Raw genomic sequence first — 16,870 nt, 5'->3', positions numbered from 1 at the left:
CATCATTCTCTTTTTCGTAAAAGGGCTCGTAGATCAGGGGAAGATCGTTACGTTCGCAACGTAAAGGCCGCGGGTTCAAATCCCGCCGAGTCCATTTACTGTGAACCTTATAGCGAATTCGGTTCCGTTACCCCTTTTCAGTTCAAGCTTCCCATCTAATTGATCTACAAGAGCGCTTATCAGTTGCATGCCAAGAGTATCGAGATCATGGATGCCAAGATTTTCAGGAATGCCTATTCCATTATCTGAAACGGTTAAAACAAAGCTTGTAATCTTATTGCCTTCTTTTTTGTGTTCTCCATTTTCTTCTCTACGGAGTTCGATCTGGATCTCTCCTCTGTCCCTGCCCTTAAATGCATGTTTGAGGGAATTGGAAACGAGTTCATTAACAATTATTCCTAATGGGACAGCAACGTCCATGTTAAAGAATGCATTTTTTTCCAGATCCATTTTCAGGTGGATGTTTTTGCTATTTAGGCTGTAAGTTCGAAAAAGATTTTCAGCTAACTCTTTAATGTACTCACAAAAGTTTAGTGTATCGGTTCCTTCTCCTTTATAAAGTTCTTCATGGATAAGAGCCATAGATACAACCCTGTTCTGGCTTTCCCTGAAAGCCTCGATAACTTTCGGATTATTGAACTTATCAGCCTGAAGGTCAAGAAGGGAAGAGATAACCTGCAGGTTATTCTTAATTCTGTGGTGAATTTCTTTCTTGCGGGTAATCTCAATATTTGCAAGAGCTTTCTGTGTCTTTTTATTCTCGGTAATATCGAGAACGAAAGCTGTGCCTGCGTTACACACCTTATTGAAAGTAGCTGCCCCAATAATTACAGGCACGCGTGAGCCATCTTTACGGAGGTATTCTTTTTCTTTTGGTCCTTTTAAGCCGGTATTTTTCAGTTCTGCGATAGTTTGCTCATCCTGAGAACGGTACTCAGGCGGTGTCATCTTTTTCCAGTTTACCTTTCCTGCCTGCAAGTCTTCGTGCGTGTAGCCGACTATTTCCAGAAACCTGTCGTTGGCATCGGTGATTGAACCGTCCAGACTATAGTAACACACGCCGAGCATATCCGATTCGTAAAATAGGCGCATGCGCGCTTCACTCTCACGCAGAGCTTCTTCCGCCCTGATACGCTCAGTAACGTCTCTTACAATACCTGAGATTGCCACAAGCCTTCCTGTAACGTCAAAGACAGGAGAAAGAGTAATTGAAACATTTATAAGAGTACCGTCCTTTCTTAACCGTAAAGTCTCATACTGGTGGACTTTTTCTCCCTTTATAACCGTTTCAGTTAATTTTTTTGTTTCGTCACGTAGATTGGACGGAGCCAGGATAGATGCGTCTTTTCCCCGAACTTCTTCAACCGAATAGCCATAAACCTGCTCTGCCGCTTTATTCCAGCTCGTAATGATACCTTCAAGAGACACAGTTATAATGGCATCACTCGACGATTCAATAGCATTCGCCAGTATCTGAATTTTCTCTTCTGTTTTTTTACGTTCAGTAATGTCTTGAATTATTCCTTTTACTCGAATAGGGAAATTTTCATCATTATAAATAAAATCTGATTTTATGTGGAGTGTACGTTCTTCCCCATTATCTAAAACAATTCTAAAATCAAGCCCGGAAGTACGTATATTTGTTGTATAATCATTGACTTTACAGTAGTGATCCAGGTCGTCGGGATGAACATAACTTAAATATTCACCTATAGATGGTGCTAATTTTTTAGGATCACGTTTGAAAATACGATACATTTCTTCAGACCAGTATGCATTATCTGTTGCAATATCCCATTCCCAGTTCCCAATATGAGCCATCTTTTGAGCTTCAGCAAGACCTGTCTCACTTGCTTTCAATGATTCATAAGCCTTCTCCAGCTCTTCTGTACGTTCTTTTACTTTTTCTTCCAAATTTTCGTGTGCTTTTTTAAGAGCTTCTTCTGCTTTTTTTCGCTCTGTAATGTCTGTGATCATAGCAAGTGACCCTGTGTATTTTCCAAGGCCATCAAACAATGAACTGGAGGAAACAATGCACCAGAGTTCCGAACCATCCTTCCGGATGAACCTGTAGTCGACTACTTGCTGGTTAACTCTCTGTATGTGCTCACGCAGTCGATTATTAAACTTTTCGTGAAACTCCGGCGACATGAACTTTCGGGGAGACTGTTCCAGTATTTCCTCAATACTGTATCCCAGCATTTCGGACATCTTCCGGTTGATGAAGACAGTTCGTTCATTACTGTCAATTAACCAGATTCCCTCATTTGCGGTCTCTACTATCTGCCGGAATTTTTCTTCACTAGCCCGTAAAGCCTCCTCGGTCTTCTTGCGTTCTGAGATGTCTCTAATGATCAGACTTGAATTTAGATTACCATCGGCATCTACAAAGAGCTTGGAGGTTGTATCGCAGACAAAAGTTGATCCATCTTTTCTTCTGTGTGTCAGTTCAGCCCTCATCCTACCGGTTAGTTTTCTTTCTTCAAGTGCAGCCGCAAGCTTCTCGTTGTTGACCAGCATACTTTCTCTTCCCGCAAGTATAATTTCCTCTTCGGTCATGCCGAACATTTGACACGCTTGAGGGTTTGCACATAGAATAGTGCCGTCAGGTTTTGTGAGAAAAATTCCGTCTAGGCTGTTTTCATATAGAGACCGGTAGCGTTCTTCACTTGCTTGCAGCGCCTTCTCAGCCTGCTTCCGTTTCTGTTCTGTCTTTTTCCTCTGTAGAGCCTGGACTACCGCGGGCGCGATAGCTTTAAGATCTTCCTGCTGCTCACTGCTATACCCGTCTTCACGGTTTGCTACAGCGATCAAACCTATTGTATTCCCATCCTGCATAAGGGGTACGCCAAGGAACGATGTGATTGGAGGATGCCCGTCTGGAATTCCAATACTGTCGGGATGTGACTGGGGGTCATTGCTAAAGAAGCCTTTCTCGCTGTTGATGACACTGCCGTACAGGCCATGGACAGCAAAAACGTTTTGAGGACGATGTCCTGTCTTGTCATACATAAAGCACCGTTCCCATCCCAGCTTGCTTTTTGCAACATCATACAGCAGCCCGTCGGTACCCATTTCATTAATGAAACCAAACTCGCTGCCAGTCACTTCCAGGGCTACAGATAAACATTCATTTCCCACTTCTTCTTCACTTTTTGCCTGCACCGCATTGCTGAAGACCTTATTTATTCCTTCAAGGACGCGGTTATATCTGCGTATTCTGTGCTCTTCCTGTTTGCGTTCGTTGATATCATGGGCTATATAAATATTCCCAGTAAGTTTTCCGTCCGAATCATGTACCGGCGAGGTGCTTACTGAGAAATAACCACCAAGACAATCTTCGTAAATCTCTGCAGTATGCTTATCCCCATCTTTAGGCAGTTGCTCATGAGGGCAAAAAGAGGGGGGTTTGTCCGTCCCATGGATAACACGATAGCAGGTTGACACTGTGCACTCTCCTTGTGTCACCCCCAATCTTGCCGCCATAGCCCTATTTGTACGGACAATCCTGTATTCATTATCAATTACAGCTATCAGGTCCGGCACAGCATCAAAGGTTTGCTCCCAGTCTTTTGCAGCCTGCACAGCTTCTTTTTCCGCCCTCTTCCTTCCTGAATTTTCTATCCGCTCCCATTTTCCTTCCCTTTTGATCAGAGCAAATTGATGGTTGGAGACTACATCAATAACCTCGGCTGTGCTGCACATATCAAGATAATATGGGCACAGAGCTATCACATGACGTTCGTCGATAATAACATCCACTTTATTTTCATAATCAATGAAACCGTTCCAGCCTTCTTTTTCCAGCCAGCGATTGTCCCCTACAGCCCTCAGTCCATCATAGCCCCTTGCCATAGCATGATCGATTTTTTCAATCCAGCTATTTACGACCCTATCAGGATCGAAAACACCTTCCTTCAGATACCCGTGAGTGTAAGGGACAATTTCCATTTGCCCTTTCTCCAGATAAACATCAATATCAGGAACAGCTTTTCTAAGAGCTCCTTTTGCTTCCTCGATTTCAAGAGGCTGTGAAGCGATCCAAACGCAAAGCTCGTTATTTTCCAGCCCTGCTTTGAAGTAAGGAACGAGTATATCGATCAAATCTTCCCTGGTCTGGTAGAACTGGCAGAAGTGCGTTCCCCAGGGCACATCTCCAATGATATCAATGCCAGAATCTCTAGTATCTTTTCCCATCAATAATGTCTCCGGTTTTTGATATACCAGGACAAAAATTTCTTTATGTCTGCATATTTGATTTCATCTTTGCCTTAAAACTTACTCGCGCTAACCTAAGAAGATTTTCCATTTGCTCTATGATCTCTTTTTCTTGACTATTAAAATCCGCTATTCTGGAAGTGGCGGACTCTAGCTAAATGCTTCTAGCTAAATGCTTTTTCAGCTACAAGAGAAGAAACGAATTAATATGGATGTAAATAATAATTGGATTGAAATAAAAATACTATGACAGGTATATTAGTTTATTGATTTTTAGCAGTATTGATTTTTAACAGTACTGGTTTTAACAGTATTGGTTTTAACAGTATTGGTTTTAACAGTATTGGGTTTTAGATAATCTTTCTTTGTTCTTCACCGCAATCCTCTAAATGCAAAAAATTAATATGTTTTGTAAATCTGTACATTCTATACCTCATTATTTGCACTTTAGTTTATAATACAACTTTATAAAAATAAGAAAGAATTAAATACAAATAACTCTTTTTAAATATTAGTGTGGTCATCCCACGCTAGAATAACCCCCTCAGATGGCCAGGGAAAGTTGAAGCTCCCCCTGGCCACTATAATCAAATAAATAATCTTTCAAAAGGTATCTTTTAAAAATAAATTTCAGTTCAATTTTCCTGTTACGAGATCTTTTATGCTTCTATTCGTCCGAGTTTTACTTTCTCTCTGTTTCCCTTTTGATAAGGTTTTTATTGAAGAAATAATATACAAAAATATTTATTTATAAAAAGTTAGTTAAATTTTTCATTCTGAATGAATATTTGAAGAAACTGAACTCAAACAATCCAAATCTGAACTTTGCAAAATGCAGAGACACATCATATGCTTTTTAAACAATGGGATCCATAATAGACCAGCTTATATTTTTTTGAAATCAAGCCCCGGATGTATGGGATTGAAGGGAATAAATAGCGGAAAAATGGGAAAATCCGCAAAAGGCTATTTTTAACCCTGCTTTTAAGCGAAAACATTGATTCTCGCTCTGAAACCTACAGACCAGGCAAAGAGTAAAAGGGGGACTGGTATTTATTAAAAGTAACAGCTTACCCGAGAGAGAAGAAAAGGCTGGGGAAATAGAACGGGAAAGCTCAACAGGACTGCAGGAAAAAACACTGAAGCATTCTCCTTCTGAGAACCCTAACCCTGTTCTCAGGATAGAAATGAATGGAAAGGTTCTTTATGCAAATAGAGCAGCCCGCTTTCTTCTTGAACATTGGGGCATAAAAGAAGGAGAAGAGCTCCCTCAGTCCCTAAGAAACGATATCAAAAGAATCATCTCGCAGAAAGATCCTGAACATCTTGAGATCAATATCGAGAAAGTTACGTATTCTCTGATGTTCTACGCTGACCCGGAAGACGACTGCGTAGATATTTATGGATTTGATATCAGTTGCAGGGTGCGGGCTGAAGAGGAACTCAGGTTCCAGAATGAGAGACTGGAAAAACTGGCTGAACTAAAGACCCTTGAATACATAGAAGTAAATGAAAAACTTACAGAGGAAGTGACCGGGAGAGAAAATATTGAGAAAACCCTCAGGAATAATCTTCAGTTTCTTGAGACACTTCTTGACAGCATTCCAAGTCCTGTGTTCCAGAGGGATCTGAATGAGATTTACGTAAACTGTAACGAGAGTTTTGCCAGGCAAATAATGGGGCTTCCGAAAGAGATGGTCATAGGGGACTCATTCATGGAGTTTCAGAAGAGAGTCCCAAAAGAGCTGGCTGAGATTTATTATAAACACGACAGGGAACTTCTGGAAAATGGGGGTAGCCACTACTATGAGACCACGGTTATCTGCGCTGATGACGTGGTTAGAGATTTCCTGTTCCATAAAGCTACTTACGAAGACGGTTCTGGAAAAGTTGCCGGGATTGTGGGTGTAATGCTGGACATTACTCAGCGGAAAGAAGCTGAGAAATTTCTTCGGAAAACTGAAGAGAAATACAGGCTTGCTGCAGAGCAAACAGGACAGCTAGTTTACGATTGTGAGCCAAAATCAGGGCAAATCTACTGGGCAGGAGCAATACAGGAACTTACAGGTTACAGCCCTGAAGAGTTCAGGCAGGTAGATCTGGATAACTGGATAGAAGGCGTCCATCCCGAAGACCGCGAAAAGGCATGGAAAACACATGAAAAATGTATGGAAAACGGGGGGAAGTACCTTGAAGAGTACAGGTTCAGAAAGAAAAATGGAATCTACTTTTATGCAAAAGATCGCGGAGTGTACCTTCAGGACGATCTTAACAGGGTTTACAGGATTGTAGGGGTAATAAAAGACACTACGGAAAGAAAACTTGCTAGAGAGGTTCTTGAACGAAGTGAGGAAAGATTCCGTATAATCGCAGAACAGACAGGGCAGTTAGTTTATGATTATGATATGGAAAACAACCGAATTTCCTGGACCGGAGCAATAGAGGAACTTACAGGATACAGTTTTGAAGAGTTTCAGGGTTTTACTCCTAAGGTCTGGGCTCAGCATGTTCATCCTGATGACCTGGAAAAAATAGTAAAAGCCCATACCAGGTGCATTAAAGATGGGGAGAAATACCTTGAAGAATACAGGTTCAGAAGAAAGGATGGAAGCTATATTTGCGTTGAAGACGGCGGCATTTTTCTGAAAACTGAGAGCGGAAATATATGCCGGGTTCTCGGAGCAGTAAAAGATATTACCGAGAGGAAACTTGCTCACGATGAACTGGAAAAAAGTGAAAGTCGCTATCGTTTGATCGCAGAAAAAACTAAAATGCTTCTGTATTACGATAACTACAGGGACGACAGAATTGATTGGGCAGGTGCAATTCCTCAGATTACAGGGTATAGTCGTGAAGAATTCCAGAAATTCAGGACTGACGGCTGGATGAGCCTGATTCATCCGGAAGACCTCCCGAGAGTGAGAGATGCTCACGAATACTGCCTGCAGCATGGAGGAGATTTCCACCAAAACTACAGGTTCAGGAGAAAGGATGGAAGTTACTTCTATGTTGAGGATGAAGGAATTTACTTGAAAAATGAAAAAGGCTGCGCATATATAGCAGCCGGAGTAATTAAAGATGTTACGGAGAAAAAACATACTCAGGAAAAACTTCAGGAAAGTGAAGAAAGGTTCCGAATAGCTGCCGAACAGACAGGGCAGATAGTATTCGAACACGATCATGGGGATAAAAATATCAAGTGGGCAGGAGCTATCCAGGATGTTACAGGATATACAATAGAGGAATTTAGTAAATTCGACAATGCCGCATTGGCGGACCATATCCACCCTGAAGATAGGGAAAGGGCACTTAATGAACTCAGGATGTGTCAGGAAAAAGAAAATAAATTCCGTACCGAATACAGATTCAGAAAGAAAGATGGGAGCTATATCTATCTGGAAGACAGCGGTGTTTATCTAAGGGAGAAAAACGGGAGCATTCGAAAAGCTTTCGGCGTAATGAAAAATATTACGGGCATAAAACTGGCCTCCGAAAAGCTGAAGGAAAGTGAAGCGCGATACAGGTCCTTCATGACGAATTTCAGAGGAATTGCTTTCCAGATGGGACTTGACTTTACTCCGCTTCTCATAGACGGTAATATCGAAGAAACTACAGGATATAAAAGAGAGGATTTCATCACCGGAAAAATTGGCTGGTACCAGAATGTTCTTTCCGTAGATAGGGAAAAGCTTTTTGAGAATAGGGAGAGATTGGTAAATGATCCTTCACTCTTCATAGAGCATGAATACCGGATCAGGCACAAGGATGGAGAATTAAGATGGATCCGTGAGATTCTCCAGAACGTTTCCGATCCCGCAGGCAAAAAGAGAATATTGCAGGGGATGGTCTATGATATCAGCAAACAAAAAGAAGCTGAAGAATCTCTTGCAAAAGTGGAAGAAATCCGTAAAAAGGAGATACATCACAGGATAAAAAATAACCTGCAGGTTATTTCAAGCCTTCTTGAACTTCAGGCCGAGAGATTTAATGATAAGGAAGTTCTGGAAGCTTTTCGTGAGAGTCAGAACCGTGTTGCCACAATGGCAATAATCCACGAAGAACTGTACAGATCAAGAGACAATGAGACTCTGGATTTCTCGGCTTACCTTCAGAAACTGACAGCGGATCTATTCCACTCATACATTGTCAGAAAAGGGGACGTTGATATGCAGCTCGATATCGAAGAGGTTTTTCTGGGAATGGACACTGCAGTTCCTCTGGGGATAATTATTAATGAGCTTGTATCCAATTCTCTGAAGCATGCGTTTCCTTCAGGCAGAAGAGGAAAAATTCGCATCCAGCTCAGCAGGACAGAAGAGAATTCCGGGAATAAAAATATAAGTAATAGCACTAATAATATTGGTGCTAAGAGTTCAGTTGACAAAAATATCCAGTACACACTGGTAGTTTCGGACAATGGGTTGGGTTTTCCGGAAAACGTTGATTTCAGGAACACGAGCTCTCTGGGCCTGCAACTCGTAAACATACTTATCGAGCAGCTTGAGGGTACAATTGAACTTGAACGTTATTCAGGAACCAGGTTCAAAATCTGGTTTAAGGATCCCTACCAGTCATCTGAAAATTTATCCAGTATCAAAGGGGAGATACAATGAAAAAAGCAAAAATTCTGGTTGTTGAAGACCAGAACATCGTCGCTCTAAATATCAGGAATAAACTCAAAAATTTGGGTTACACTGTACCGGGTACTGCGTCCACAGGAGAGGAAGCAATAAGAAAAGCAGAGCTGACGAATGCAGACCTTGTTTTAATGGATATCATGTTGAAAGGGGACATGGACGGTATTGAAGCTGCCCGTGAAATAAAAACCCGCCTTAATATTCCTGTACTATATCTGACCGCTTATACTGACGATGAAACCCTTGAAAGGGCTAAAATGACAGAACCGGCAGGTTATATTTCTAAGCCTTTCAAAGAAGAAGACCTGCACAGCAATATTGAAATGGCTCTCCATAAGCACAGAGCTGAAAAAAAAGAGACTGAAAGCTCAGGTAAAGATGAATGAAACTCCTCAATAAGCCTTAAAGAGAATCTGTATTCAGTTAGAGCTGATATCCTTCTCATAAATTTAACTTGTGTTCTTAAAAAGATATATTACTCAGATTTTAACTGAGTTTTATTGCTCAGCGTTCCCCGAGTATGAGAATATTTCGCGGAGGCCTGTTCAGGAAGGAAACAGTTGACCCTGCTGGATACATCTCAAACCTCTTCTTAAACAATATCATAGATCACAGTTTGCCTGGAGCAACCAGTTTAAAAAATTCTATATATTTTAGTGTCTGGAATTTAAGATAGTGACTACATTAAACAGTAACCATAAGCCACCGAAAAACCAGAATACAGGACCTGCAGTGTTTATAAGAAATTCACCTTTGCCCGGATTTTCCGGGTATATTTCGATATACAGAGAACCGGCAGTCATCAGCAGGAAACTTGTAATCGTAAATAAAAATAAAACTGTTCGTACCCTAGAAGCTTTTGAATCTGGATGGGGAAAACCATTCATAGAATAGATTAGCAGAAGAAGAAATAAATAATTTTTTAAATTAGTTCGCTTTAGAGAAAGTCTTCGATCGTTCTTTAAAATATGTATAAGTGTATTTCGGATTGCAGTTTGAGAAAGAAATGGGCGTTAACTGCATTACAAATTGGTAATTGTGGATTGAACCTGTGGATTGAACCTGTGGATTGAACCTGTGGATTGAACTGGAGGTTGGATTATGAATTCCATTAAGAAGTATAACGCCCAGAATATTAAAAGTAAGGGATCTTATATAAAGGATTCATTTTTTTATAATTTGCAATGTATACTGTAAAAATATATAAAATTTGAATCCGACATAAATAATAATATTAGAGAATTAAAGCTACTTTTAAAGCTCAAATTCTCATTCAAAAGGTCAGAGGTCTATTTAGAGCTTGAGGACCTTTGCAGCTTTCAAAGCATTGTTAACCAGAGTTTCAATATCAAGTTTTTTCTCTTCAATAACTATGAGGTCATAGTTTGCTTTGACTTCTGGACGCTCCGGGACTGCAGTACAACCTCCTGCTGACCTTGTAGAGATATCATAAGTTCCTATTTTACGGGCAAGATCCACGATCTCGTTTTTGTCAAAGGCAATTAAGGGGTGATAAATAGGGATAGCAAGCTGATAGATCTCGGCATGCATATTGGCAGCAGTCTGGGAGGCTACCTGTCCAAGTGAAGAGCCGGTAATAACTCCGCTTGCACCTTCCTTTTTCATGACCTCGTAGGCTTCCCTGTACATCATGCGTTTGCAGAGAAGACAGGTGTTTTTTCTATGGCACATTTCTATAAAGGATCTCAGGTTTGGGCCGTGGGGAATCTCATAAGTCGTGAACTGATGCCCTGGAGCCCAGGTTTGAAGCTGCCGGATACAGTCAAAAGCACGTTCCTTTGCCGCATCTTCTGCATAAGGAGAATTATTGCAGTAAATAGGAGTGATCATTACGCCGCGCCTCATCATCAGCCACGCGGCAACAGGGGAGTCCAGTCCGCCTGACATCAGCACCACCATATTTCCCTGGGTGCCAAGGGGAAGCCCTCCCACCCCTTTTATTGTTTCCAAATAAACGTAAGCCAGATCCTGCCTCATCTCTACAAAAATTTCCCTGTCAGGAGAACTAAGGTTCACTCTGGGATGTTTTCCTTCTTTTTCAAGTGCATTCCATACAGCATCTCCGCATGTTCTCCCTATATCAGCTGATGAGAATAAATGATTTCCACTTCTTCTGGCTCGGATCGCAAAAGATTCTCCTTCCTTAATAAGATCTGTTCCAAGTAGGGCACAGGTCCCTGCCGCACCCTCAAGATCCGGTTCTGTTATTAACGCAGGAGAAGTTGAAACAACTCCAAAAACATCTGCTGCCGCGTCTGCTGCACGCGGATCTTTTGTCTCAATAAATATCCTGCCCCATTCTCTTCGCATGAGGGAGTATGGAATGTCCCTTGAGTCCAGCATTGAAGCGATATTTTTCATAAGTATTTTCTCATACCAGTTTCGAATGCCCGCGCTTTTAAGAGCAAGCTCTCCATAGCGAACTATAACTACATTTGCCTGGCTTTCGAAGCCCTGGTGAGAAAGTCCCGAGTCTTTTTTATTCATGCTGTCTGTAAAAGTATCTGGCATGTTCTTGCTGTCTCTTTTTGTCTTTTTATAAACATCAGATGCATTTTTTAGTTCAGTTTCATCAGAATTGCCTGTCATGTATACTTATCGGTTAGGGTGGCATGGTGTTTAAAGTTTTCAGGGAAAAGAATTTTTTTCAGGATAGAGGATACTTTGCGGCGACTTATGGGAGACTTATCGAAACCTTTAAATATATTATTGTTTTGAAGAATATGGTAATTTTAGGGTATGTATATGAAAGAATATTAGAAAACATGAAAATCTCTCCTTTTATCTATCATTGTTAATCAGTATAAAAAATATACAGACTGTAATATTATTTTTGGAAAATCTATATAAGTCAGAACCTGTATAGTATTGTATGCTATTGTGTATTACGCACAATATCGAAGACATTGGGTAAGACTGGGTAAAAATTGCCCACCTATCGAAACGACGCAAGCAATAAAAGACAACCACGCCAGGGGTGGAGTACCAATGGATACTCTGAAAAAGCTTGCAGGAAAATCGATAGTAGCAGCAATTGCCGCTTATAGCCTTCTGCTGATACTATTTCCTGTTGGCTGGATCGTTTTGCTCGGAACCGCTATCGGAAAGCCGAGCCCGGAAAAAGGATCTGTCGAGTCGAGAATCCTTGGGGCAGACCTCGAAGTCTGAGCCCCCGAGAGAAAAGGCATGGGTGTCAGAAACCAACAAGGAAGCCCGGCAGGGGTTTCTGGCTAACATTCTTGCCGCCCAGCACCGGTGTCGAAACAAACAAGGGAGCTCGCAAGGCTTCTGGCCAACATTCGCACCACCCTCTTGTAATTTGAGAACTGGTTTGCGGGTGTCGGAAACAAACAAGGAAACAGCAGTTTCAGGAAAGCAATCCGGCTACCTACCATATCAAGAGGCGGATCTGGAAGGAAATCGGAGGAAAAAGAGGGAACGGCCGTTTCTGGCAACATTCAGGCAACCCACTTTTTTTATTGCAACTTTTATTTTGTTTTGTTCTCTTTATTTCAGTTTCTAACCACTTTTTATGTATTTTTTTCTTTTCATAGTTTTTTATGTATGCATAATGGTTATAATTACTTGCTTAAAAAAGAAACTGCTTTGTATACTGAATTACGGGTATATAGCAGAAGTTGAACCCAATCTATCCTTGAGAATAAGTTGAATAATAAAATTGGGAGGTGCATATAAAATTTTTACACTATACTATTTTTTGCTAAAACTATCTTAGTTTTAAAAAATTGTTTGTTGGAAATGGTTATATAAATTGATTTTAAAATGCAGAGAACGCGATAATAAAATACCAATCTGAAGGCACATTCGCAGAATTATATAATGTAGTAATCAAAATTAAATAAAAATATTCTCTGAAATGAACTGTAAACATTAGTAAATTTTTAATCAAAATTGAGCAAATATATTATATAAGTTGGGAACTATACAGATATTATCTGTAATTTGAAGTGCAGTCGCAAAAATCATGAAAAATGGCACTCAAGATGATGGAATTGTATGTTTCAGATAAACCAAAAGTTCTAATAGTTGATGATGAGAGGGATCAGGTAGAACTACTTTGCCTGCAGCTTGAGGATGAATATCTTCCGATCCCTGCATATTCCGGGAAAGAAGCCATTGAACTTGTGAAAACTGAACTTCCGGATTTGATTTTATTAGACTTGATGCTGCCTGAATGTGATGGTTATGAAATATGCAGTATACTTAAAAACGATCCCGACTACAGGTTCATACCTATAATCATAATTTCCGGATTTTTTGAGAAACCTAATAAAGTGAAAGCAACTCAATGCGGAGCTGATGACTTTATCCATAAGCCAATAGATAGATTTGAGCTTAAAACAAGAATAAAGTCTTTGATCAGAATAAAAAAGAATTACGAAGCTCTGCAGGAAAGCGAGAACAGGTATAAACAACTTTTTAACAATAGCCCGGCTGTCACCTTTCTCGTAGACCCGTTCAATTATCACATTGTCGATGCAAATGATCCTGCATGCGCTTACTATGGATATACATACGAGGAAATAACTGCAAAAAAAATCTCAGACATTAACATATTCTCTCAGGAAAGAAATAGAGAAATTAGCCAATGGGTTTTTTCCGAAAAAAAAGGTCATTTCTATTCCTGTCATAAACTTGCCAGTGGAGAAATAAGGCATGTAGAGGTATATATTAATACAGTTAATACCAGAGACAAGAAACTTTTTTTTACGAATGTCTATGATGTTACTGCCAGCAAGAAGACCGAAAGGGAACTTGCTGAATCGGAAGAAAAATTCAAACAAGTTGTAGAACTCTCAATCGACGGAATAATTATAGGGGCAAGTAGTGGGAAAATTGTTGACTGTAATGAGGCAGCCTGCCGAATCTTCGGGTATGGTAAAGAAGAAATGCTGGAGCTGAATGTGAATAATATTCTTCGGGAAGACTTTATGCGAGACATTCCAGAGATAATAACCCGTAAAACAGTTCCTGAGAATAAAATTATCGAGAGTGTAAACAAAAGAAAGGATGGTACGTTCTTTACAGCTGAAATCGCAACCCGAGCATTCAAACTGGGTGATGAAGATAGGCTCATAGTTTATGTCAGGGACATTACAGAACGTAAAAAAGCGGAAAGAGACCTGAAATCAAGCGAAGAGAACTTCCGTGCTCTTGTCAACAATACTCTTGACGGTATAGTTATACTTAACTTTGAAGGAGAAGTAGTAGCGGCAAACGCTGCTATTGGAAGAATGTTTAATCTACAGCTCGAAAAGATAACAGGTGTGAGCATTGCAAAATACCTCGCTCCCGAATCAGTACCTGTTGCAATTAAAGACCAGATAAATGTCCTCAATGATCAGGGGGGTTACCTCAGTGTTTACAAAGCAGTCTCTTCAACGGGTGAACACTTCTGGATTGAAGGGCTTGGTACAAAAATTATCTATAGAGGCCAGCCTGCAAATATTGTAGTTATAAGGGATATAACTGTTAGAAAGAAAGCAGAAGAAGCTTTAATAAATGCAAAAACAGCTGCTGAAGTGGCAAACCGTACAAAAACCGAATTCTTAACTAACATGAGTCACGAATTGAAGACTCCCTTAAACTCTATTATCGGTTTTTCTGACATGCTAAAAGAAGGAATTGCAGGTCCACTGAATGAGAAGCAAAAGAGGTATGCTCAGTTTATTTCTTCAAGTGGAAAAAATCTCCTCAATATTATCAATGACATACTGGAGTTATCAAAAGCAGAAGCAGGTGAGGGTGAGCTCAATATAGAAGATTTTTCTGTTGATGAGTCTATCAAAAAAGTTATCTCAATGATTCTTCCGCAGATTCATCAGAAGAACATTAAATTAAACTACAATTCAGAAAATAGAACATTGTGGATCTCTGCTGATGAAGGTAAGTTCAGGCAGATTATGACTAACTTATTGAGCAATGCTGTGAAGTTTACTCCTGCAGACGGTTCAATTGATATATTCTTAAAACAGAGCGGCGACCTTGTAATTATTACGGTCAAAGACACGGGAATAGGAATCCCTGAGGATGACCTTGATAGAATTTTTAAGCCTTTTATCCAGCTTGAGTCTTCTCTGAGCCGAACTTTTGAAGGTACTGGACTGGGGCTGACTCTGGTAAAAAAGTACGTTGAAATGCATGGCGGCAATATATCTGTAAAAAGTAGAGCAGGAGAAGGTTCATCTTTTAGATTTGAACTGCCGGTAAATCGACAGAAAGCAGTTGAACCCATTCTTGAGATGTCGGGTTGCCAGAAAAGCAACAGCTGAAACCCGTTGAGATGAAAATTATCGGCTGAAAAACGGTTGCCTGAGTTTGCAGGTATCAGTTACTGGCTAAGGGTTCCTTTTTATTTTCCGTATATTTTCGATATGTTTTTCTGCTTTTTCCGAGTATTTCTTGTGTTTTTCAGCTCTTCAGTTCACATGCAATGAAAGCAGAAGTTTCATAGTTTAGTCCTTAACTGAAGATATCCTTATATCCTTATTCCCTCATAGCACAGTCGATGACAAGCTACAAAGTTCTGGTGAGGGATGTCATAAAAAAAGCTGATGTCCTTCTTGAAGTTATAGACGCCAGGTTTCCGGATGAAACCCGAAATAGTGAGGTTGAAAAAGAGATTATTCGTTTAAATAAACCGTTTATAATCGTCATCAATAAGTGTGATCTTGTTTCAAAAGAGAAACTTGATAAAACCAAAGCTCGCCTCTCCAGAATTGCCCCTACGGTTTTCGTATCCAGCAAGGACAGGTCAGGGACAACCATGTTAAGGCACCAGATCCTTGCATCCGCCTGCATAAAAGGACGTGATATCCTTGTCGGCACACTCGGTTATCCCAACGTGGGCAAGTCCTCAGTTATAAATGGTGTTACAGGCAGGCACAGGGCGAGCACCTCTCCCATATCCGGTCATACAAAAGGAGTTCAGCACGTGGATGCAGGTTCTCGTATTATGTTTATGGACACACCCGGAGTAATTCCGTTCGATGAAAACGATGAATATGTGCAGGGCTTGCTTGGAATAAAGGATGCAACTCATCTGCAGGACCCAATTGGGGTTGCCCTTAAGATAATAGAAAAACTGCTTGCCGAAAATAAAGCTGCCCTTGAGTCCTTTTACAGCGTTACTATCGAAACCCGGAACTCTTACTCCGTCCTGGAACAGATAGGCAAACAGTGCAATTTCCTGCAGAAGAAAGGCGAGGTCGATGAGATGAGGACAGCTACCAGAATGATCAATGACTGGCAAAATGGGCTTCTTCTTATTTAATAAAAAGATAGCTGGTTTGAAAACCACAAAAAAAGAAAAAGAAAAAAGAAGACCAAAAACAAGAACCTGAAGTAAATAACATGAAAATTCTGTAGGGATGCGATTAAAACAGAATTGAATATTCACCTGAAAATGTTCTTTCTAGCCTATTTTTTACCCTTTACTACTTTTCACATCTTTTTTTCTTCTATTTCTTTCATCCACGCCTCTTTTTAAAAAGCCTTCAGATAGATTTGTGGGGATTATTAGATTCACCTTAATTGGAAATCAGCTATCGGGGAAAAATTATTGTCTAAAGCTAGAAGATATTTCTTTTATTTATTTCTCTTAATTGCGGTGCTGGTGTGCCGGTTGACTTTTTTATCTGGCCGGCAGTGGGACTCCAGACCCGCGCGGCACAGGGAGAGAAAAATAGTATGCCGTTTTGAGGTATCTCAGATAATATTTACTGATTTCTCATGGACCATTTGAGTAAACTTAAAAGGAAAAACTATTCAATCTTTAATACCAGGATCAAATAAGAAAGGAGCGGAAAAGCAAATGGAAGAAGGTTTGAAAGAAAAAAAGGGAAAAAACGGCGAGCTGTCTGATGAAAAGGAAAGAGTGCTGAAAAACAAACTGATACTGGTGACTTCAAAGCTGATAATTATAACTATTGTAATCGTGTTAGCTATCCTGTCTCAGAGATAAAAAATTCGCC

General features: G+C 40.2%; 8 protein-coding genes and 1 tRNA gene. 7 read left to right on the top strand and 2 right to left on the bottom strand.

All coding sequences use genetic code 11. From position 1 onward, the window contains the following. Window positions 1–22 precede the first annotated feature (22 nt). Window positions 23–94 (top strand) — tRNA-Ala (locus tag MSHOH_RS15045). Here MSHOH_RS15045 and MSHOH_RS22950 read toward each other — a convergent pair. Continuing rightward, entirely contained in the window at window positions 76–4,197 is a 4,122-nt protein-coding gene (locus tag MSHOH_RS22950) for a PAS domain S-box protein (protein ID WP_048143531.1), read from the bottom strand. The genes MSHOH_RS15045 and MSHOH_RS22950 overlap by 19 nt on opposite strands. A 1,208-nt stretch (window positions 4,198–5,405) precedes the next feature. On the opposite strand from MSHOH_RS22950, the gene MSHOH_RS15035 reads away from it, so the two are divergent. Both MSHOH_RS15035 and MSHOH_RS15030 read left to right on the top strand, forming a co-directional pair. Next, window positions 5,406–8,831 carry a PAS domain-containing sensor histidine kinase gene (locus MSHOH_RS15035; protein WP_082089373.1) on the top strand — a complete coding sequence of 1,142 codons (3,426 nt, stop codon included), beginning with the start codon at window positions 5,406–5,408 and terminating at the stop codon, window positions 8,829–8,831. Further along, a complete protein-coding gene (locus MSHOH_RS15030; protein WP_048140835.1) occupies window positions 8,828–9,241 on the top strand; it encodes a response regulator in 414 nt (137 codons plus the stop codon). Before MSHOH_RS15035 ends, MSHOH_RS15030 begins: the two co-directional genes overlap by 4 nt. Before the next feature lie 907 nt (window positions 9,242–10,148). On the opposite strand, the gene thiI is transcribed toward MSHOH_RS15030, so the two are convergent. Further along, window positions 10,149–11,387, bottom strand: coding sequence for a tRNA uracil 4-sulfurtransferase ThiI (gene thiI / locus MSHOH_RS15025; RefSeq protein ID WP_048143530.1), 1,239 nt, complete (start codon window positions 11,385–11,387; stop codon window positions 10,149–10,151). A 477-nt stretch (window positions 11,388–11,864) separates the two neighbouring features. On the opposite strand from thiI, the gene MSHOH_RS15015 reads away from it, so the two are divergent. The 4 genes from MSHOH_RS15015 (at window position 11,865) to MSHOH_RS23970 (ending at window position 16,860) form a co-directional block, all read left to right on the top strand. Next, complete coding sequence (locus tag MSHOH_RS15015) at window positions 11,865–12,044, top strand: hypothetical protein (RefSeq protein WP_048140832.1); 180 nt, start codon at window positions 11,865–11,867, stop codon at window positions 12,042–12,044. 824 nt (window positions 12,045–12,868) lie between these two features. Continuing rightward, the gene (locus MSHOH_RS15005; RefSeq protein ID WP_048140829.1) at window positions 12,869–15,169 is read left to right on the top strand and encodes a PAS domain S-box protein; all 2,301 of its coding nucleotides are present in this window, start codon (window positions 12,869–12,871) and stop codon (window positions 15,167–15,169) included. A 236-nt stretch (window positions 15,170–15,405) separates the two neighbouring features. Next, entirely contained in the window at window positions 15,406–16,170 is a 765-nt protein-coding gene (locus tag MSHOH_RS15000) for a GTPase (protein ID WP_048140827.1), read from the top strand. A gap of 540 nt (window positions 16,171–16,710) precedes the next feature. Beyond that, on the top strand, window positions 16,711–16,860 hold the full coding sequence (locus MSHOH_RS23970; protein ID WP_158024201.1) for a hypothetical protein: 150 nt from the start codon (window positions 16,711–16,713) through the stop codon (window positions 16,858–16,860). Window positions 16,861–16,870: the final 10 nt, after the last annotated feature.

Origin of the sequence: Methanosarcina horonobensis HB-1 = JCM 15518 (assembly GCF_000970285.1) — an archaeon.
In the GTDB taxonomy this organism is placed as follows: domain Archaea; phylum Halobacteriota; class Methanosarcinia; order Methanosarcinales; family Methanosarcinaceae; genus Methanosarcina; species Methanosarcina horonobensis.
This window is presented reverse-complemented; position numbering and strand designations above follow the sequence as displayed.